At 73.8% G+C, this 19122-nt stretch carries 16 protein-coding genes and 1 pseudogene; 8 read left to right on the forward strand and 9 right to left on the reverse strand.

The features are described from left to right. Window positions 1-5 precede the first annotated feature (5 nt). From ACFYPR_RS28275 to ACFYPR_RS28295, 5 genes are all read left to right on the forward strand, one after another. Window positions 6-1475 (forward strand): ATP-binding protein, encoded by a 1470-nt coding sequence (locus ACFYPR_RS28275; RefSeq protein ID WP_387263391.1) that lies wholly within the window; start codon window positions 6-8, stop codon window positions 1473-1475. Further along, a complete protein-coding gene (locus ACFYPR_RS28280; protein ID WP_387263394.1) occupies window positions 1472-2437 on the forward strand; it encodes a Gmad2 immunoglobulin-like domain-containing protein in 966 nt (321 codons plus the stop codon). The genes ACFYPR_RS28275 and ACFYPR_RS28280 overlap by 4 nt, the downstream gene beginning before the upstream one ends. Window positions 2438-2594: 157 nt before the next feature. Then, on the forward strand, window positions 2595-3206 hold the full coding sequence (locus ACFYPR_RS28285) for a TetR/AcrR family transcriptional regulator (RefSeq protein WP_387263397.1): 612 nt from the start codon (window positions 2595-2597) through the stop codon (window positions 3204-3206). A gap of 33 nt (window positions 3207-3239) precedes the next feature. Next, complete coding sequence (locus ACFYPR_RS28290; RefSeq protein ID WP_354863099.1) at window positions 3240-4733, forward strand: MFS transporter; 1494 nt, start codon at window positions 3240-3242, stop codon at window positions 4731-4733. Between the two features lie 104 nt (window positions 4734-4837). Next, window positions 4838-5629: a maleylpyruvate isomerase family mycothiol-dependent enzyme gene (locus ACFYPR_RS28295; RefSeq protein ID WP_387263400.1), complete on the forward strand. Its 792-nt coding sequence runs from the start codon at window positions 4838-4840 to the stop codon at window positions 5627-5629. Between the two features lie 45 nt (window positions 5630-5674). On the opposite strand, the gene ACFYPR_RS28300 is transcribed toward ACFYPR_RS28295, so the two are convergent. The 3 genes from ACFYPR_RS28300 to ACFYPR_RS28310 all read right to left on the reverse strand — a co-directional run bounded on the left by ACFYPR_RS28300 (window position 5675) and on the right by ACFYPR_RS28310 (window position 9306). Next, complete coding sequence (locus ACFYPR_RS28300; RefSeq protein WP_387263403.1) at window positions 5675-6874, reverse strand: RtcB family protein; 1200 nt, start codon at window positions 6872-6874, stop codon at window positions 5675-5677. A 630-nt stretch (window positions 6875-7504) separates the two neighbouring features. Next, window positions 7505-7966, reverse strand: a complete 462-nt coding sequence (locus ACFYPR_RS28305) for a hypothetical protein (protein WP_354862671.1) — start codon at window positions 7964-7966, stop codon at window positions 7505-7507. Between the two features lie 23 nt (window positions 7967-7989). Beyond that, window positions 7990-9306 carry an RICIN domain-containing protein gene (locus ACFYPR_RS28310; RefSeq protein WP_387263406.1) on the reverse strand — a complete coding sequence of 439 codons (1317 nt, stop codon included), beginning with the start codon at window positions 9304-9306 and terminating at the stop codon, window positions 7990-7992. Window positions 9307-9466: 160 nt separating this feature from the next. Here ACFYPR_RS28310 and ACFYPR_RS28315 point away from each other — a divergent pair, with 160 nt between their 5' ends. Next, window positions 9467-10654 carry a spore photoproduct lyase family protein gene (locus tag ACFYPR_RS28315; RefSeq protein ID WP_387263407.1) on the forward strand — a complete coding sequence of 396 codons (1188 nt, stop codon included), beginning with the start codon at window positions 9467-9469 and terminating at the stop codon, window positions 10652-10654. Window positions 10655-10729: 75 nt separating this feature from the next. On the opposite strand, the gene ACFYPR_RS28320 is transcribed toward ACFYPR_RS28315, so the two are convergent. Next, window positions 10730-11599: a M15 family metallopeptidase gene (locus tag ACFYPR_RS28320; RefSeq protein ID WP_354862666.1), complete on the reverse strand. Its 870-nt coding sequence runs from the start codon at window positions 11597-11599 to the stop codon at window positions 10730-10732. A 40-nt stretch (window positions 11600-11639) separates the two neighbouring features. Further along, window positions 11640-12659: an acetylxylan esterase gene (locus ACFYPR_RS28325; protein ID WP_354862664.1), complete on the reverse strand. Its 1020-nt coding sequence runs from the start codon at window positions 12657-12659 to the stop codon at window positions 11640-11642. 271 nt (window positions 12660-12930) lie between these two features. Here ACFYPR_RS28325 and ACFYPR_RS28330 point away from each other — a divergent pair, with 271 nt between their 5' ends. Further along, window positions 12931-13953: a LacI family DNA-binding transcriptional regulator gene (locus tag ACFYPR_RS28330; RefSeq protein WP_234588215.1), complete on the forward strand. Its 1023-nt coding sequence runs from the start codon at window positions 12931-12933 to the stop codon at window positions 13951-13953. Window positions 13954-14117: 164 nt separating this feature from the next. Here the strand turns inward: ACFYPR_RS28330 and ACFYPR_RS28335 are convergent, their stop codons facing one another. From ACFYPR_RS28335 to ACFYPR_RS28345, 3 genes are read right to left on the reverse strand one after another with little or no spacing between them, the layout of a single operon-like run. Next, window positions 14118-14945: a peptidylprolyl isomerase gene (locus ACFYPR_RS28335; RefSeq protein WP_387263412.1), complete on the reverse strand. Its 828-nt coding sequence runs from the start codon at window positions 14943-14945 to the stop codon at window positions 14118-14120. Window positions 14946-14985: 40 nt separating this feature from the next. Next, a complete protein-coding gene (locus ACFYPR_RS28340; RefSeq protein WP_387263414.1) occupies window positions 14986-16329 on the reverse strand; it encodes a D-alanyl-D-alanine carboxypeptidase family protein in 1344 nt (447 codons plus the stop codon). 10 nt (window positions 16330-16339) lie between these two features. Beyond that, complete coding sequence (locus ACFYPR_RS28345; RefSeq protein ID WP_363942503.1) at window positions 16340-17194, reverse strand: MerR family transcriptional regulator; 855 nt, start codon at window positions 17192-17194, stop codon at window positions 16340-16342. Between ACFYPR_RS28345 and ACFYPR_RS28350 the strand changes: the two are divergent. Beyond that, a pseudogene (locus tag ACFYPR_RS28350) lies at window positions 17093-18133 on the forward strand (ATP-binding cassette domain-containing protein); the annotation flags it as partial. The gene ACFYPR_RS28345 and the pseudogene ACFYPR_RS28350 overlap by 102 nt on opposite strands. A gap of 267 nt (window positions 18134-18400) precedes the next feature. Here the strand turns inward: ACFYPR_RS28350 and ACFYPR_RS28355 are convergent. After that, a complete protein-coding gene (locus ACFYPR_RS28355) occupies window positions 18401-18820 on the reverse strand; it encodes a protein-tyrosine phosphatase family protein (protein WP_387263417.1) in 420 nt (139 codons plus the stop codon). Window positions 18821-19122 lie beyond the last annotated feature (302 nt).

Consider the following 19122-nt stretch of genomic DNA (forward strand, 5'->3'; position numbering starts at 1 on the left):
CGGCGATGGCCGGACGAGCGGTGGCGCCGGGCCGCCTGCGGCGCCGGCTGACGATCGCGTTCGTGCTGGTCGCCGGGGTGTCCGCCGGCCTGCTCGCCGGTGGGGCGGGAGTGCTGCTGCGACAGTCCTGGTTGGACGCCTCGCTGCACGAGGCCGCCGCCGACGCGCGCTACCAGCTCCTGCTCGCCGGTGAGTTCCTGCCCCTGACCGAGCAGCGCGGCACCGAACTGCTCGCCAGCTTCGAGGGCAGCGGCCGGCACGTCGTCCTCGTCGACGGCCCGACCCGCCCCTCCCATCCCGCGTACGCCCCCGCCCTGGGCACTCGACTGCGGGCCGCGGTCGCCGACGGGCAGCTCGCCTACCAGCGCTCGGCGCCGGGCCAGCGACCCCGACTGCTGGTGGTCGGCGGACGCATCCCCGGCTCGACCGCGGAGCTGTACGTGATCACCGTGGAGGACGACATCGCCGCCGACCTGGGTCAGGTGCGCACCGCACTGCTGGCCGGCTGGGTGCTCGTCGTGCTGGTCGCCGCCGGGGTGGGCCATCTCCTGGCCCGCCGCACCCTGGAGCCGGTGGGTCGGGCCAGCCGCGCCGCCCGGGCGCTCACCGAAGGGCTGCTCGCCACCCGCCTGCCGGTCCGCGGGCGCGACGAGTTCAGCGTGTGGGCGGCGTCGTTCAACGAGATGGCCGAGGCGCTGGAGTCGAAGATCGCCGCCCTGTCGGCCGCGCAGGCCCGGGAGCGGCGGTTCACCGCCGATGTGGCGCACGAGCTGCGTACCCCGGTGACCGCACTGGTGGCCGCGGCCTCGCTGCTGCGCGAGCAGCTGGACCGGCTGCCCGACGACGCCCGGCCGGCCGCCCGGCTGCTGGTGGGCGACGTGGTCCGCCTGCGTCGCCTGGTCGAGGACCTGATGGAGATCTCGCGGCTGGACGCAGGGCGGGAACGGCCGAACGTCGAGCCGGTGGACGCGCCGGCGCTGCTGCGCACGATCGTCGCGGCGCGCGGCTGGTCGGAGCGCGTGCTGGTCACCGGCGACCCGGTCGCGCTGCGCACGGACCCGCGTCGCCTGGAGCGTGTCCTGGCCAACCTGGTCACCAACGCGGTCGAGCACGGCGGCGGCGAGATCCGGGCGACCGTCACCGGGGCGGGCGCGCTCGTCGTCTTCGAGGTCACCGACCAGGGGCCGGGCATTCCCGCCGAGCACCTGCCGCACGTGTTCGACCGGTTCCACAAGGTCGACGCCTCGCGTTCCGCGCCGGGCAGCGGGCTCGGCCTGGCCATCGCCCGGGAACACGCCGCCCTGCTCGGCGGGGTGCTGAGCGTCCGCAGCGCGCCGGGTGCCGGCGCCCGGTTCCGTCTGGAGCTGCCCGCGTACGGCCCGGACGGGCCGCCCGGCGGCGTGCCACGCCCGGCGGGGCACCTCGACGAGGACGCCGAGGCGGCGCCCGCCGGCCCGACGGGCGGTGACGGATGAGCCGCCGCGGCACGGTCAGCGTGAACCGGCGCGGCGCGGTCAGCGTGCGCCGGCGCGGCGGGTGGCGCGCGGTCGGCGTGCCGGTGCTCGTCGCCGCGCTCCTGCTCGGCGCGTGCGGCACGCCCCGCTCCGGCGTCCTGGGCGCGGCGCCCACCGCGCCGCCGCACAGCACCCCGCCCGCCGGAGGCCCGACCTCCGCGCCCACCCCGCCGTCCGGGCCACCACAGTCGCCGGTGGCCACCCGCACCGCGCCGCGTCCGCCGGCACCGACAGCCACCGCCACGCGCCGGGCGGACCCGGTGACGATCGAGCTGTGGTACGTGCGAAACGGCCTGCTCGTCCCCACCCGGCGCACCCGGCCGGCCACCCTCACGACGTCCCGGCTCGCGCTGACCGAACTGGCCGCCGGGCCCACGCCGGCCGAGGCCGCCACCGGGATGGTCACCCTGCTGCCGGCCGGTGTCGAGGTCACCCGGATCACCGACGGCGTGGCGACGCTCGGTCCCGTTCCGTCCGGCAACGACCCGGCGGAGCGTCGGCGGCTGCGCGAGGCGCAGGTGGTGTGGACGCTCACCCAGTTCCCCACCGTCCGGCAGGTCCGCTTCCCCGGCGGGGCACCGGTCGGCCGGGCCGACTACCCGGACCTGCTCGCGCCGATCGTGGTGACCGCCCCGAGCGTCGGCGAGCGGGTCACCGCCCCCCTCACCGTCACCGGCACCGCCGACGTGTTCGAGGCCACGGTGAGCATCCGGGTGCTGGACGCCGCCGGCCGGGAGGTGGCCACCGGCTTCGGCACCGCCAGTTGCGGCAGTGGCTGCCGGGGCGCCTACCGGCTGGTGGTCGGTTGGCGCACGGCCCGGGAGCAGCACGGCACGATCGAGGTGTACGAGGTGTCCGCGCGCGACGGCGCCCGGATCAACACCGTGGCCGTGCCGGTGATCCTCGCGCCCACCGGGAGCTGACCACGGGGTTCATCCGCCCGACGTGGGACAGAAACGTAACCGTTTCGTCCGCCGGGTGCGACGCACCTCATAAAAGCCTGCAGGAACGGCCAGCAACGAACTAGGGTCGGTACGACATCGTTTCGCGGGGGGTCTTCGGGTGTTGGATGGTCAGCAGGTGAGCGCGGGCGTCGGGGTGCCGGCCGCCCGGGCCGCGCGCTGCACGTCCAGCGACCTGTTCACCATGGTGATCGACCTGCTGCGCGAGGTCGGCTACGACCGGATGACCATCGACGCCGTCGCCGCCCGCGCACACGTGAGCAAGGCCACCATCTACCGGCGGTGGGACGGCAAGGCCGAGCTGGTCGTCGCCGCCCTGCGCGACCGTCAGGTCGGCGTGCACAACCCGCCCGACACCGGCTCGCTGCGGGGCGACCTGATCGAGCTGCTGCGTGCCACCGCAGCCATCTGCGTCGCCGACTGCGACCTGATGCAGGCGCTGACCTTCGCCATGCGGAGCAGCCCTGAGCTGGAACGCCTGGTACGCCACCAGGTGCTGCCCGCCGGGCGGGTGGCCAGCACCGCCATCCTCGTCCGCGCCGCCGCCCGCGGGGAGATCCCCCCGGATGCCGGTGAACGGGAGCTGTTCCACGACCTGGCGCCCGCGCTCACCCTGTCCCGCGTCGTCGCGCACGGCCTGCCCGCCGACGACGCGTTCCTCACCCAGGTCGTCGACCAGGTGCTGATCCCGGTGCTCCGCTACCAGCACGACCGCCCGTCCCAGGCCTGATCCCTCGACATCCGCACCACGGAAGGCTTCACCATGCCCGGAACCACCTCGACAGCCCCCGGCGCACCCGGCGCCGGGACGTCGACAGGCGCGCCGCACCCGCGGCGCTGGATCGCGCTGGCGGTCATCGCGGTCTCACAGCTGATGGTCGTCCTGGACGCCACGATCGTGAACATCGCGCTCCCGCAGGCCCAGGCGGACCTGGGGATCACCGACGCGAACCGGCAGTGGGTGATCACCGCCTACACGCTGGCCTTCGGCGGTCTGCTCCTGCTCGGCGGCCGGATCGCCGACTACTGGGGTCGCAAGCGCACGTTCATCGTCGGCATGGTCGGCTTCGCGCTGGCGTCCGCGCTGGGCGGTCTGGCCACCAGCGGCGAGATGCTGTTCGCCGCCCGCGCGTTGCAGGGCGCCTTCGGCGCGCTGCTCGCCCCGGCCGCGCTGGCGCTGCTCACGGTGCTGTTCACCGAGGCCACGGAGCGGGCCAAGGCGTTCGCCGTGTACGGCGCGATCGCCGGCGGTGGGTCCGCGGTCGGGCTGCTGCTCGGCGGCGTGCTGACCGAGTACGCCGACTGGCGCTGGTGCCTGCTGGTCAACATCCCGGTCGCCGCCGTGGCGATCGCCTTCGCGATCCCGCTGGTGCCGGAGAGCCGGGCGCACGGCAACACCCGCTACGACGTGCCCGGCGCGGTCGTCGTCACCGCCGGCCTGGTCTCCCTGGTGTACGGCTTCACCAAGGCCGCCGAGGACGGTTGGGACGCCACCGCGACGCTCGGCTTCATCGCCGCCGGTGTGGTGCTGCTGGCCGCCTTCGTGGTGATCGAGCTGCGCTCCAACCACCCGCTGCTGCCGCTGCGGATCATCCTGGACCGTAACCGGGGCGGGGCGTACCTCGCCTCCACGCTTATCGGCGCCGGTCTGTTCGGGGCGTTCCTCTTCCTCACCTTCTACTTCCAGGTGGTGTTGCAGTACAAGCCCCTCGAGGCGGGGCTCGCGTCGCTGCCGGTCACCGCGGGCGTGCTGATCGCGGCGGGTGGCGCCAGCCAGCTGATGCCGAAGGTGGGTGCCAAGCCGCTGATGGTCGGCGGCGCCGTGCTCGCCGCCGTGGCCATGCTGACGCTCACCCAGATCGACGTGGACACCTCGTTCCTCACCCTCCTGCTGCCCGCCCAGGTCATCCTCGGCATGGGCCTCGGCTTCACCTTCGTGCCGCTGTCCAGCCTCGCGCTGGTCGGGGTGCCGGAGCACGACGCCGGAGCGGCCAGCGCGACGCTGAACGCGACGCAGCAGATCGGCGGCTCGCTGGGCACCGCGCTGCTGAACACCTTCTACACCAGCGCGGTGGCCGCGTACCTGGTCGGCCGGGCGCCGAACCCGGTCACCCAGGTCGAGGCGCTCGTGCACGGCTACCGCGTGGCGTTCGCCTGGGGCGCGGCCCTGATCGTGCTCGCCGGGCTGGTCACCCTGGTCCTGGTGAAGGTGCGCAAGGAGGACATCCCCGCCGGCAACGCCGTGCACATGGGCTGAGCCGGACGACACGGCCGGCCGGGCCGCTCCCGATCGGAGCGGCCCGGCCGGCGCACCCGTCCGGTAGCGTCCCGACCATCGTCGAAGATCCGTTGAGGAGACACATGTCCACGGCTACCGACCAGATCATCCATGCGCTACGGGCGGGCCACGAGGAGCTCGCCGCGCTCGTGCGCGACCTCAAGGAAGACGACCTGCGCCGGCCCTCGGGTGCCAGCGAGTGGCAGGTCTCCCAGGTGCTCAGCCACCTCGGCAGCGGCGCGGAGATCGGCCTCGCCGGGCTGACCGCCGCCCGCGACGGCACGTCCGCCCCGGACGGCGACTTCAACCGCACCGTCTGGCAGCGCTGGGACGCCATGTCCCCGGAGGAGCACGCGGCCGGCTTCCTGGAGTCCAACCAGCGGCTGGTCGAGGCGTACGAGGCGCTGGACGCCGACACCCGCGCGACGTTGCGGATCAACCTCGGCTTCCTGCCGGAGCCGGTGGACGTGGCCACCGCCGCCCGGTTCCGGCTCAGCGAGTTCGCCCTGCACCAGTGGGACGCCGAGGTGGCGTTCAACCCGTTCGCGGCGGTGACGCCGGAGGCGGTGCCGCTGCTGATCGAGCAGATCGGCGGCATGCTGGGCTGGACGGGCCGGCCGCAGGAGCTGGGCGGCCGGGAGGCCACCCTGCTGGTCCGGCTGCGGGACCCGGAGCGCACGTTCGGGCTGCGGCTGGGCGAGCAGATCACGCTGACCGACGCGCCGGAGCAGCCCGACGGCGAGCTGTCCCTGCCGGCCGAGACGTGGCTGCGGCTGGTGGTCGGCCGGCTCGGGCCGCAGTACACGCCGGACGGGGTCCAGGTGACCGGTCCGCTGACCCTGGACGACCTCCGCCGGGTCTTCGTCGGCTTCTGAGGGGACGCCGCGCGGGCCGGTGCTCCCGGCCCGCGCGTACCCCCGTCAGCCCTTCACGCAGACGACCTGCTTGAGGTGCGCGACCACCTCCACCAGGTCCTCCTGCTGGGCCATCACCTCGGTGATGTCCTTGTACGCGCCGGGGATCTCGTCGACCACCCCGGCGTCCTTGCGGCACTCGACGCCGGCGGTCTGCGCGGCCAGGTCGTCGGTGCTGAACGTCCGCTTGGCCTGCGCCCGCGACATCCGCCGACCGGCGCCGTGCGAGGCCGAGCAGTACGCGTCCGGGTTGCCCCGGCCCCGCACGATGTACGACCCGGTGCCCATCGACCCGGGGATGATGCCCAGGTCGCCCCGGCCAGCCCGGATCGCGCCCTTGCGGGTGACCAGCACCTCCACCCCGTCGTAGCTCTCCTCGGACACGTAGTTGTGGTGGCAGGAGATGGGTTCGTCGTAGCCGACCTGCGGGAAGTGCTCACGCACCACACCGCAGAGCAGGGCCAGCATGACGGCCCGGTTGCGCCGCGCGTACTCCTGCGCCCACCACAGGTCCCGCCGGTACGCGTCCATCTCGGGCGTTCCGGCGAGGAACACCGCCAGGTCCCGGTCGGGCAGGTCGACGTTGTGCGGCAGCTTGCGGGCCACTCCGATGTGCCGTTCGGCCAGCTCCTTGCCGATGTTGCGCGACCCGGAGTGCAGCATCAGCCAGACCCGGCCCTCGTCGGCGCCGCCCTGCTCCAGGCAGACCTCGATGAAGTGGTTGCCGCCGCCGAGCGTCCCGAGCTGCCGCTGGGCCCGGGTCTCCAGCTGCGCCACCCGCCGGTCCAGGCTGGCGAACCGACTCCAGAAGTCGTCCCAGCCGGCCTGCTCCAGGCCACGGACCCGGCGCGGGTTGACCGCCTCGGTCCGCTGGGCGAAGCCGACCGGGATGGTGGCCTCGATCGCGGAACGCAGCTCGGCCAGGTCGTCCGGCAGGTCGGCGGCGGTCAGCGAGGTACGCACCGCCGACATGCCGCAGCCGATGTCGACACCGACCGCGGCCGGCGAGACGGCCTGTCGCATGGCGATCACCGAGCCGACAGTGGCGCCCTTGCCGAAGTGCACGTCGGGCATGACGGCGACGCCCTGCACCCAGGGCAGCGCGCCGATGTTGCGCAGCTGCTTCGCGGCCTGCGGCTCGATGGCGTACGGATCGGTCCAGACCCGGACGGGCGCCCGGGTACCGGCCAGGGGGGTGAAGCCCATCGTGGTCTCCTCGTGTCAGGCCGGCACCAATCGTTATTGATGACCGGAAATGATCGTGCGCCAGGATGGAACCGGCGCGAAAGCTCGTCGGATACGAAAAGGGCCGCCAACCCGCAGGGGGTGGGCGGCCACGCCTGACGCGTGTGGCGTCAGCGAGGTCGCCGCCACTGGCACCGAGCCTGGGGTCGCCCCTGCGCGGGCCGGCCGAGACAGCGGTACGACGCGCCGGGCGGCAACGCGGCACCGGCACCGCTACCTGGCCTGCGCCAGGTGGCGTCGGTGGCTGTGCGTTGCGACATGGCGTGCTCCCCGGGTGTGCTCGGCCGTACTGCGCATGACGGTAGGCGGGGCAGGAGCTGTCCGCAAAGGATATTGCGCCCGCGCGGCCGGCCGTGGTCTGGCCCCGGGGAGTCACTCTCGCGACCTGTCGAGCTGCCCCATAGATGGGGCGGTGCTTCCGCCGAGGCCAGCCGGAGGAAGCACCGCCCACGGCGGTCGCGCCGCCGCTCACGGCCGACGGTGGTCGCGGGACCGACACGTCTGCCCGCCTGCCTGCCCCGTTCGTGGGGCAGCTCGACAGGGCACGCACCAGGGGGCGTCGGGGCGGGCCGCCGAGCGACGTAGCGGGGCTCAGGTGTCGTAGCAGCCGTCCCAGGGCGGGTCGAAGCCCAGTTCGTCGGGGACGAACTCGGCGTGGTCCGCGCCGTCGTACTCCGCGGACCAGTCGACCAGGCCAAAGGCGTGCCCGTCGACCTCGACCTGGAACAGCGCGATGGCGATGTCGCCGAAGACCCGGCCGGGCAGCCCGTCGATCCATTCGAGGAGGCGGGCCTCGGCACGGGTGATCGAGGCGTCCTCGTCTTCGCTGGTGCCGGCGAACCAGATGTCCGAGTCGGTATGCACGCCGTCGGCGTCGAACCGGTGCAGCACCGCGTACCACCGCTTGTGGCGGTACCAGTCGTCTTCGGCTCCGGCACCGTCCTCAAGTGTCGCGGTGACGGAGCCGAAGAACTGGCCCTTGTCGTACCTGCCGATGTAGCGGGTGCGGTAGTCGGATTCGTACGCGATGGGCACACGATCAGGGATGGCCATGCGCGGACGCTACCGCCCGCGAGCTACGGCTGCGGCACCAGCCGGAAGGACTGCGCGGCCGTGCCGTTGCAGGTGTACTGGATGAGCTGGACGCTGTCCGCGGTGGACGCTCCCGGCACGTCGAGGCACTTGCCGCTGGTGCGGTTGACCAGCCGGTAGTAGCCGCCGCCCTCGGATTCCGCCCGCCACTGCTGGTTGTTGCCGCCGCTGTAGGACCAGAGCTGGATGGGCGCCGAGTCGGCGGTCGACCGGTCGGTCACGTCGAGCACCTGGGCGCTGTTGCCGCGGTTGTTGACCCGCAGGTAGCCGCCACTGGTCGGCGCGAACTGGTACTGCTGGGCGGCGCTGCTGTTGCACGCGTACTGCTGGATGGCGGTGCCGTTGGCGGTGCCGGCGGCCCGGGCGTCCACGCACTTGCCGCTGCCCCGGTTGACGACGGTGTGCCAGGCGGTCGGCGAGATCGGGCCGGCGGTGCCCGTCGGCGTGGGCGTCGGGGTGGGCGCCGTGCCGGCGCCGGCGAGCCAGTGCAGACCGTCGATCAGCAGTTTGTTCTGCTGCGGGCTGTCGAAGGTGGAGGACAGACCGGTGTTGGTGCTGTAGTTCATCGCGTTGTGCCCGAAGTTGGCGTACAGCATCTTGTAGCGCTTGTTGCTCCACACCAGCGGGTAGTAGCCGCCGTACCAGGACTGGTTGGGGTCCGTGCCGACCGGGAAGCTGGACGGGTCGACGGAGGCCAGGATGTCGATGTCCGGGTTCTGGCGCAGGTCGTTGCTCCAGGAGTACCACTCGCTGATCGACGACGCGAAGGTCGCCGGGAGCGCCTGGGTGGCCGGGTGGGTGCGGTTGTCGGCGCGCATCGTGACGCGGGTCGGCCCCCAGGTGTTGGTCTGGAAGGAGCCGGAGCCGAGGAAGGTGTTGTAGTACCAGCTCCAGCTCGACGGGTCGGTGGTGAACGCGCTGACGTGGAAGCCCATCCACGCCCCGCCGTTCTGCATGTACTGCTGGAAGGCGGGCCGCTGCGCGGCGGGCGGAGCGTCGTCGAGGAACATGATGACCTTGTACTGGGCCAGGTTCGCGGTGTTCAGCAGACCCCAGTTGGTGGTGGCCTCCCAGGAGAAGCCGTACTGGGCGGCGGCCTGCGGGAACCAGGCGCGGGCGTCGCGGTCGAAGTCGATGTGCGCGGCGTCCCAGGTGCCGTTATAGAAGGCCAGGACCTTGAACGTCGGCGCGGCCTGCGCGCTGCGCGCGACGCCGAGGCCGAGGCCGGCGCTCACGGCGACGACGAGGGCGACGAAAACCGACAGGATCCTTCTGGTACGGGCGGGAAGTTCTGCGATCACCTGATCGTCCCTTCGGTCGGGACGCGCGCCGCCGCGTCGACGTGAACTATCTGTTCACAAGGTTTACAGATAGACGAAAGGTTATGCGGTGCCGCCCGGTGCGTCAATCGCCGGTCGACCGATCGGGTGGGATTCCTGCGGCAGCGGGTACCCCGGCCGGATGACCAGCCCGGACGCCGTCGACGTCGACCAGCCGCTCGCCGTGGACGTGCCCGCCGCGCCGCACGACGCCAGCGGCGAGCGGGTGCCGACCCGCGACCTGGCCGGGCTCGCCCCGGCGGCGAGACCGGCACGCCGCTGGACCCCGGGCCGGGTGGTGGCCACCCCGGCCGCCCTGGACCTCCCCCACGGGCAGCGGATCGTCGACCGGGTGCGGGCGCTGGGCATCGAGGTGGAACGACTGCGGTCGAACCGGCTCACCGGCGTACGCGGGCAGACCGACTCCGAGACGTACGCGCGCGCCAAGGCGACCATGGCGATCGTGGTGAGCCCGCCCTCGCGGCGTGTCCTGCAACCCATCGCCCCCAGCGCCGACTGGCGCGTCGACCTCGCCGAGGGCTGCCCCGCGCACTGTCAGTACTGCTACCTCGCCGGTTCGCTCTCCGGCCCGCCGGTGACCCGGGTGTACGCGGACCTCGACGACATCCTGGCCGGGTTGGCCCCGTACGCCGGGCGGGGAACGGTCACCAGCCGCAACGCACGCCGCGCCGACGAGGGCACCACCTTCGAGGCGTCCTGCTACACCGACCCCCTCGCGCTGGAACACCTGACCGGCAGCTGGCGGCGGGCGGTGCGGCACTTCGCCGACTGGGACGCGCCCGTGCAGTTGCGCTGGACCACCAAGTACGCCGACGTGGACACCTTCGTCGGGCTGCCCCACCACTGCCGCACCCGGGTCCGGTTCAGCGTCAACTGCGCCCCGGTCAGCGAACGGTTCGAGGGCGGCACCGCGCGGGTGCCGGACCGGCTCGCCGCGCTGCGCCGGCTCGCGCTCGACGGCTACCCCGTCGGGCTGACCATCGCGCCGATCATGCCCCTGCCAAACTGGCGCGAACGCTACGGCGAGCTGCTGGACCAGGTCCGCGCGGCGGTCGACGGGGTCCCGGAGCTGGACCTGACCGCCGAGCTGATCACCCACCGGTTCACCCCGGGCAGCAAGGAGGTGCTGCTCGGCTGGTACCCGCACACCCGCCTGGAGATGGACGAGGAGTCCCGCAGCCGCAAACACGGCAGGTTCGGCGCGGTGAAGTACGTCTACCCCCGCGACACGATGGCCGAGCTGCGGAGCTGGTTCACCGACGAGCTGGCCGCCCGAGTCCCGGCCTGCCGCATCCTCTACTGGACCTGAGCCGCGCTTACTGGACCTGACCCGCGCTTCGTCGACCGAACGCCGACACCGCGGGCGGTCGCGCCGAGGAGCGTGTCACCCGAGCGAGGAGCGGGCCACCGGCGCGGCGAAGTACGTGCGCGGGTGCGGGTCGTCGCGGAGGCCGTAGTGCCACCACTCGCGGTCGTAGTTGACGAACCCGGCGTCGGTCATCAGCCGCCGCAGCAACTGCCGGTTGTCCCGCGCCGTGCCGGTGATGCGGGGGTCGGCGGTGTGCGCCCGGGCGTCGAAACAGTCGAACCCGGTGCCCATGTCGATGCTGTTGTCGGCGAAGCGCCGCCCAGGCGGCGCCGTACAGGGAACCAGCGGCTGCCCGGGCACGTACGCGGGTTGGCTGGCGGGCGGCTCGTCGACGAGCGTCAGGTCCAGCGTGCTGCCCCGGCTGTGGGCGGTCGGCGCGCCGATGTAGCCGTCGGCGAAGAGCCGGTCCTTGGCCAGGTCCGGATAGAACTCGGCCTTGGTCTGCGGCTCGCCGGGGCGCTTCGACCAGGCGACGAAGTCGTCCACCGCCGGCTGCGGGCGGTAGCAGTCGTACACCTTGAGGCTGTGGCCGCCGGCCAGCGCGGCGTCCTGGACCCGGCGCAACGCCTCGGCGGCCTGACGGGTGAGCAGGCACAGCGGCTCGCGGTAGCCGGCGATCGGCCGGCCCACGAAGTTGTGCGCCGTGGCGTAGCGGATGTCGGCGTGAATGCGCGGGTCGACGTCGGTAAGCACCACGAAGCCCGGCAACCCGCCGGTCGCCGACGGGGTCGGCGTCCCCGACGACGGTGGAGGGCTCGCCGACCCGGTCAGCGGGGCCGAGACCGGGGCCGTCGGGCCCGGACGCGGCTGCGGACGGGAGCAGCCGCCGAGCACCGCGACGAGCGCCAGCACGACGCCGCCACCCACCCGCACTGACCTGCGCACCCGTCCTGTCTATCAGCAGCGGTCGGTGCCGCGCGCCGGATCAACCGCCGGCCGCCAGCGGAGCCGGATCCGCCACGGTCGGCGCCGGGTCGGGGGCTTCGACCAGGTGCGCGCCGAGGAAGCGCAGGGCCGCCTCGTCGTCGTCGATCCCGCCGGCCTCGTGGCCGTTGTACCGCCACACCGACAGCTCCGTCGCCCCGGCATGGGCGTTGTGGGCGGCGTACACCCCCGACGGCGGCACGATGTCGTCCATCAGCGCCACCGAGTAGCGAGCCGGCCGGCGGCAGCGTCGGGCGAAGTTGACGCCGTCGACGTACGACAGGGTGGTCAGCACCCGCTCCTCGGCGTCCCGGTGGATCGCCAGGTAGTCGCGGATTTCCCGGTACGGGTGGGCGTCGGTGACCACCACGGCACGCGGGATGTCACAGAGGAACGGCACGAGGGCGACCACGGCCCGCACACCGCGCGCCAACGCGCCGGCCGCGAGCGCCAGTGCGCCACCCTGGCTGTGCCCGAGCACCGCCACCCGGGTCGGGTCGACCATCGGCAGGGTCCGGGCCGCGTCCACCGCCCGGACCGCGTCGGTGATCAACCGCCGGTAGTAGTAGGTGCGGGGATCCGCGATGCCCCGCGTCGCCACGCCGGGCGCCTCCGGGCCGGCGGCGCCCAGGTCGGCGGTGACGCCCCGGCTCCAGCCCGAACCCTGCCCCCGGGTGTCCATCTGCAGATGGGCGAACCCGGCCGACGCCCAGAGCAGGTTCTCCAGCGCGTGCCCGCGCCCGCCCCCGTAGCCCACGTACTGCACGACGGTCGGCAGCGCCGTGCCGGCCCCGTGCGGCACCCGCAGCCAGGCCCGTACGGGCTGACCGGCGAACCCGGGGAACGTCACGTCGTACACGTCGATGGCTCGCAGGCCGGTCACCACGGGCTCGAGCCGGACCGGCCAGGTGGCGTCGCGGGCCTGCGCCAGGGTGTCGGCCCAGAACTCGTCGAAGTCGGCCGGGTCCCGCACCACGCCGCGGTACTCGCGTAGCTGCGCCTCGGGCAGGTCGGTGTGCATGGCGCCCCTTGTCTGTCGCGTGGCACTGATCAGGTGCGTCCACGGCGTGGCCGACGCCGACAGCCGGGCGGCGGAGACAGGACCGTACGCCGATACGCATCCGACAAATTACCGGAACATTTCCGCAACTCAGCCGAACGCTAGAACCGACCTGGCGTGTCGTCAACCCCCGTCCGTGAGGCAAGATGGCGCGAGGAGCGGGCGTGCCGTTCCGGGACACTGGATGGACGACGCTCGCGGTCGTCTCTCCGGAGCGGTGAAGGAGACACGGGTGGACGCGGACGACGGACGCAGGGTGACCATCACCGCGATCGCACGGGAGGCCGGGGTCTCGGTGCCGACCGTGTCACGGGTGCTCAACGGCCGGTCCGATGTGGCCCCCGACACCCGGGAACGCGTCGAGGAGCTGCTGCGCCACCACGGCTACCGGCGCCGCAGCAGCCGCAGCGTCCGCCGCGCGGGCCTCGTCGACCTGGTCTTCAACGACCTGGACAGCCCCTGGGCCGTGGAGATCATCCGGGGCGTGGAGGACGTCGGGCACGCCGCCGGGGTGGGCACCGTGGTCTCCGCGATCCACCGGCAGCCCACGGCGGCCCGGCAGTGGTTGCAGAACCTGCGCACCCGCGCCACCGACGGCGTCATCTTCGTGACGTCGCACTTGAGCCCGCCCCTGCACGCGCAACTGCGCCGCCTCAACGTGCCGGTGGTGGTCGTCGACCCGGCCGGCGTGCCGGCGATGGACGTCCCGACGATCGGCGCCACCAACTGGGCCGGCGGGCTCGCCGCGACCGAGCACCTGCTGGCGGTCGGGCACCGGCGGATCGGGTTCGTGGCCGGGCCGACACACCTGCTGTGCAGCCGGGCCCGCCTCGACGGCTACCGCGCCGGGCTGGAGGCCGCCGGCGTGCCGGTGGACGACGCGCTGATCTACCCGGGCGACTTCTACCACGCCTCCGGCTTCGCCGGCGGCACCGCGCTGCTCGATCTGGCCGACCCGCCGACCGGCATCTTCGCGGCCAGCGACCAGATGGCGTTCGGCGTCTACGAGGCCATCCGCCGCCGCGGGCTGCGGGTTCCCGACGACGTCAGCGTGGTCGGGTTCGACGACCTGCCGGAAGCCCGGTGGGCGTCACCGCCGCTGACCACCGTCCGGCAGCCCCTGGTCGAGATGGGCCGGCTGGCGGTGCGGACGGTGCTGCGACTGGCCCAGGGCGAGGGCATCGACTCGCCCCGGGTGGAGCTGGCCACCGAGCTGGTCGTCCGGGACAGCACCGCCGTCCCGCCGACCGGCTGATCCCTTCCGTTCCGACGGCCCGAACCGGGTCGGATTCCGGTTCCACCTGTTCCGGTCCAGCTGCGAAAATTCCGGCCTGCCGGTCCGCCCCATAAGCGACGACCACGGACGTGGACGCTTCGCGGCGCGGTGGGCGACCGGGGCCGCCCACCGCGCCGAGCGGGTCAGTGGTGGTGGTGTGCCCGGACGGCACGCCGGATGGTCACCGGCTGCGCGGGAGCGCCGTCGACCGGCGCCGGGTCCTCGGCCGTCGGCGGGATTCCCTGAGCGGCGATCCGGTCCAGGGTGGCGAGCCCGGCCGCGTCCACCGTGCCGAAGATCGTGTAGTTGGGGCGTAGCGCCGAGTTGGCGTACACCAGGAAGAACTGGCTGCCGTTGGTGTCCGGCCCGGCGTTGGCCATCGCCAGCACGCCCCGGGCGTAGACCCGGCGTACGTCGGTCGGGTCGGTGGGGGCCGGCGGCAGGTCGGTCGGCAGTTCGTCGCGGTACCGGTAGCCGGGGCCACCCTCGCCGGTGCCGGACGGGTCGCCGCACTGCAACACGCTCAGCGTCGGGTAAGCGGTGAGCCGGTGGCACGGGGTGCGGTCGTAGAAGCGCTTGCCGACCAGGTGCAGGAAGCTCTGCACCGTGCACGGCGCGGCGGCCCGGTCCAGGGTCAACCCGATCGGCCCCTGGTTGGTGGAGAGGGTCACCCGGACGCTGCCCCGGTCCGGGGTGCGGCGCGGGTCGGGCGGCAGCGGCACCGGCCGGGCGGCTGGCTCGTCGGGCGTCTCGGTGTAGGCGCACGGGCCGTGCGTGGTGCGCGGCGGGCGGGCATCGGCGGCGGCCGCGCTCACCGTGCCGTCGGCCGCGACCGGCGCGGCCACCGCGGCAGCCGACGCGCCGACGATCAGCGTTGCGGCGAACGCCGTCACACCGGCGAGGCGGGTCAGCGCGCGTACCGACCGGCGGGGTGCCGCCGCGCCGGAAGGCGTTTCGAGTTCACTCGACACAGGGATCCTCCTGGGCTCGTGCTGCCAGAAAGACCGGAGTCTATGGATGCCGAGGCCTGTTGTCGATCTGACCGGGCAACCGACGGCGGCGGTGCCACAGCAACCCGCCCAGCAGCGCCAGCACTCCCGCGCCACTCAGCGCGACCACCGACCACAGCCATCCGGAGCCGGTGCCCGCCGGGCCGCTGGCCGCCGCCGGGCGGGGCGGACCGGGCGCGGCAAGCGCGGACGGCGCGGACGGCGCGGCCGACGGCGTGGCGGTCAGCTCACCCGGCTCGACCAGGCGGCCGACGCTGGCGTCGCGGGGCAGCGAGAAACCCCAGTCCAGCAGGGCCGCCCCCTGCTCCCAGCCGCGCATCGGCGCCGGCTCGGCGCCCAGCAGCGTCACCACCAGCCGACGCCCGTCACGTTCCGCCGCGCCGACGTAGGTGTGCCGAGCCAGGTCGGTGAAGCCCGTCTTGCCGCCCAACGCGCCCGGGTACCGGTAGATGAGCTGGTTCTCGTTCTGGATCTGGAAGCCCTTGGTCCGCTGCGCCGGCTGGGCCGGAATCGTCGCCAGCTGGGTGAGCGCGTACCGCCGGAAGGTCGGCTGCGCGAAGCAGGCCCGGGCGATCAGCGCCAGGTCGTACGCGCTGGTGAACTGGCCCTTGCCGTCCAGGCCGGACGGCGTGACCGCGTGCGTCTGGAGCGCGCCCAGGTGGTGTGCCTGCTCGTTCATGGCGCGGACTCCCCCGGCCGCGCCGTCAGACCCGCCGCCCAGCCGGGCCAGCGCGTTCGCCGCCTCGTTGCCGGAGTTGAGCAGCAGCCCCAGCCAGATCGTCTCGATGGTGTAGCGGCCGCCCTCGACCAGGCCGACGGCGGAGGAGCCGGGCTCGATGTTCATGTCCGCCGCGGTGACGGTCACCGTCTGGGCGGGGTCGAGCCGGGGCATCATCGTGGCCGCCAGCAGCAGCTTCTGGACGCTGGCCGGAGTGCCGTACTCGTGCGGGCCGCAGCCCCCGAGCACCTTGCCGGAATCCAGGTCCGCGACCAGCCAGGAGGTGGCGGTGATCGCCGGTGGCGTGCCCGCGCCGGTCGGCACGACCAGGCCGCTGGTGGCCAGCCCGGCGCCGCCCACCGTCCGCGCTTCGGGCACGGCGGGCGGGGGCGAGGGCCGTGGCGGGCGGGACATCGCCGGCGCGGGCACCCGAGGGCACCGCGCGGCCGGCGGGGCGGCGGCGGCACCCGTGGCGGCGGCGCCCGTCGCGGCGGCACCCGTGGCAGCGGCACCCGTGGCAGCGGCTTCCGTCGCGGCGACGGGCGTGGGGGCCGCCGCGGCGGCCGCGACCGGCGCGGGGGCGAGCAGGACGGCGGAAGCCGTGACCGCCAGCAGCGCAGCTCTCATGTGCCCGACCCTAGTCAACAAGATCGCCCGGCGGGAGCGGTTGGCCGCTCGACCTTCCGGCGGCGGCCCGCTCCACCAGGTAGTCGTGCAGCGCGGCGCTGCCCCGCAACCGGCGCAGGCTGCGGGCGTGCAGGTCCTGCTCACGGCGGGCCAGCTCGGCGCGTACCCGCTGGGCGCTGCCGGTGGTGCGCAGCTCGCCCAGCACCGCCTCGATGATCTCGAACGGGTAGGCGCCTCGGCGCAGGAGCGCGACGACCTGCGCGGCGCGCAGCTCGGTCTCGTCGTACACCCGGTAGTTGGTGCCGGGCGCGCGGCCCGGCCGCAGCAGCTCGCGGGCCTCCCACAGGCGCAGCTGCGAGGTCCGCACCCCGACCAGGGCTGCCACCTCGCCGATGCGGACGCCGCGGCGCTGGGCCGGCCGGGTCGCCGGCGGGTTGGCCAGCACGGTCTCGAAGGCGCCGAGCACGCGGCGGATGTCGGCGCGTTTGCGGTCCAGCTCGGCATGGCCGCCGTCGAGCGCCGCCAGGGCCGCCGGCACGTCACCGCGGTGCACCGCCGCCATGATCTCCCGGGTACGGCCCCAGCCGTGCCCCTCGGCCAGCCGCCGGGCCACGGTCAGCGCGCGGGCGTGTGCGGTCGTGAAGATCCGGTAGCCGCTCGCGGTACGCCGCACCGGCGGCAGCACGCCCTCCTCGACGTAGTTGCGCACCTGCTGCACCGAGATCCCCACGGTGGCGGCGAGGTCCACGGCCCGCAGGCGATCCTTCGGCCGGGCGCGGGCAGCGCCGGCGGGCAGATCTGCTTCACCGGCGACGTCCCCGGCCTGCGCCGCTCGGGCACCCTCACCGGGCGGCACCTGGACCACCGGGTGAGGGTGCGCGACGAGGTACGCCGACCGACCGGGCAGCTCAGCATCCGCCACGCCGACCTGCACAACCTGCGCGACGTGGACGTGGACATCCCGCTCGGCGTCCTCACCGTGGTCACCGGCGTGGCCGGCTCCGGCAAGAGCTCGCTGATCCACGGCTCACTGCGCGGCCGGGCCGGTGTGGTGATCGTCGACCAGTCCCCGATCCGCGGATCACGACGCAGCAACCCGGCCACCTACAGCGGACTGCTCGACCCGATCCGTACCGCCTTCGCCAAGGCCAACGGCGTCAAGGCAGCGCTGTTCAGCGCGAACTCCGAAGGCGCCTGCCCGGCCTGCAAGGGCATCGGGCTGATCTACACGGACCTGGCGATGATGGCCGGCGTGGCGAGCGTCTGCGAGCGGTGCGCGGGGCGGCGGTTCACCGACGAGGTCCTCACGTACACCCTGAGCGGGAAGAACATCAGCGAGGTGCTGGCCATGTCGGTCACCGAGGCGTACGGATTCTTCCCCAGCGGGCCGGCGCACCTCATCCTCCACCGGCTGGTCGACGTCGGGTTGGGCTACCTCAGCCTCGGCCAGCCGCTGACCACCCTGTCCGGCGGGGAGCGGCAACGGCTCAAGCTCGCCATCCACCTGGCGGAGAAGACCAGCACGTACGTCCTCGACGAGCCCACCACCGGCCTGCACCTGGCCGACGTGGACCAACTGCTGGCCCTGTTGGACCGCATGGTCGACGCCGGCAACACGGTGCACCACCAGGCCGTGATGGCCCACGCGGACTGGCTCATCGACCTCGGCCCGGGCGCCGGGCACGACGGCGGGCGCATCGTCTTCACCGGCACGCCGGCGGACCTGGTCGCCCACGGCGACACCCTCACCGCCACCCATCTCCGCGAGTACGTCCACAAGCCAGCGGAGCTGCCCAAGGGGTGACGGGTCAGCGGTGCCCGGGACGCGGCGCCTGACGCCGCACGGCGTGCGAGCGAGCCCGACGGCGCGGGCGGCCGACGCCAGCGGTGGGCCGGCCCGGCAGGGCGGGCGGGCGGCGATAGCGGCCGGCGCGCGGGCGTGCGGGCCGACGCGACGCGGAGGGCGGGCCACGCCAGCGGCCGGCGTGCGGGCCGACGCGACGCGGTGGGGCGGCCCACGCCAGCGGTCGAGGACGGGCCGGCCCTACCGCGTGGCCGGCGACACCAGCGGTCAGGCGACGCGGCGCAGCCAGCGCCGCTGCCAGGGTGTCTCGACCGCCTTCGGGTGGTAGCCCGCCCGGACCCAGGGCACCGCCCGCTCCGCCGGCAGGCCGTCGAGGATCGCCAGCGCGGCCAACGCCGTTCCCGTCCGGCCGACCCCGCCCCGGCAGGCCACCTCAACGCGTTCGCCGTCGCGTGCCCTCCGCAGCGCCGCACGCAACGCGTCGAGTGCGTCCGCCCGGTCGAGCGGCACCCAGAAGTCGGGCCACCTGATCCGCCGGTATGGCCAGGCCGGCTCCGGGCCGGGCGCCAACAGCAGCGCGAAGTCGGCAGGCGAGGCGGTCGCGGCGATGCGGCGTCCACGCACCACCGCACCGCTCGGCAGTACGAGCAACCCGGACTGCTCCGACCAGATCTGCGCGGCGGTCACCGGAACATTGTGCCGCGACCGAGGTCGGGTCATCGTGCCCGCTGGGCACAGAAAGCGCCGCCCCCGACCATCTGGTCGGGGGCGGCGCCGGTGTCGGTGTGCAGGTCGCCTCTCGGCGAGTGGCGCGACGCGGCTCCAGCCGAACGGTATTCCGCGAGGGCTATGTAGGTGAGGCCCGGGGACACTGAGTCACACCGACACTGGTTCACAACCAGCCGACGCCTCCCGGTGTTCCCGCTCCGGCGCAGATCTTGGACAGTTTCCGTCAGCTCGGAACGGCCACTGTGCAACAACTGCGCCGC

This window comes from Micromonospora sp. NPDC005254 (genome assembly GCF_042872525.1).
Lineage (GTDB): Bacteria > Actinomycetota > Actinomycetes > Mycobacteriales > Micromonosporaceae > Micromonospora.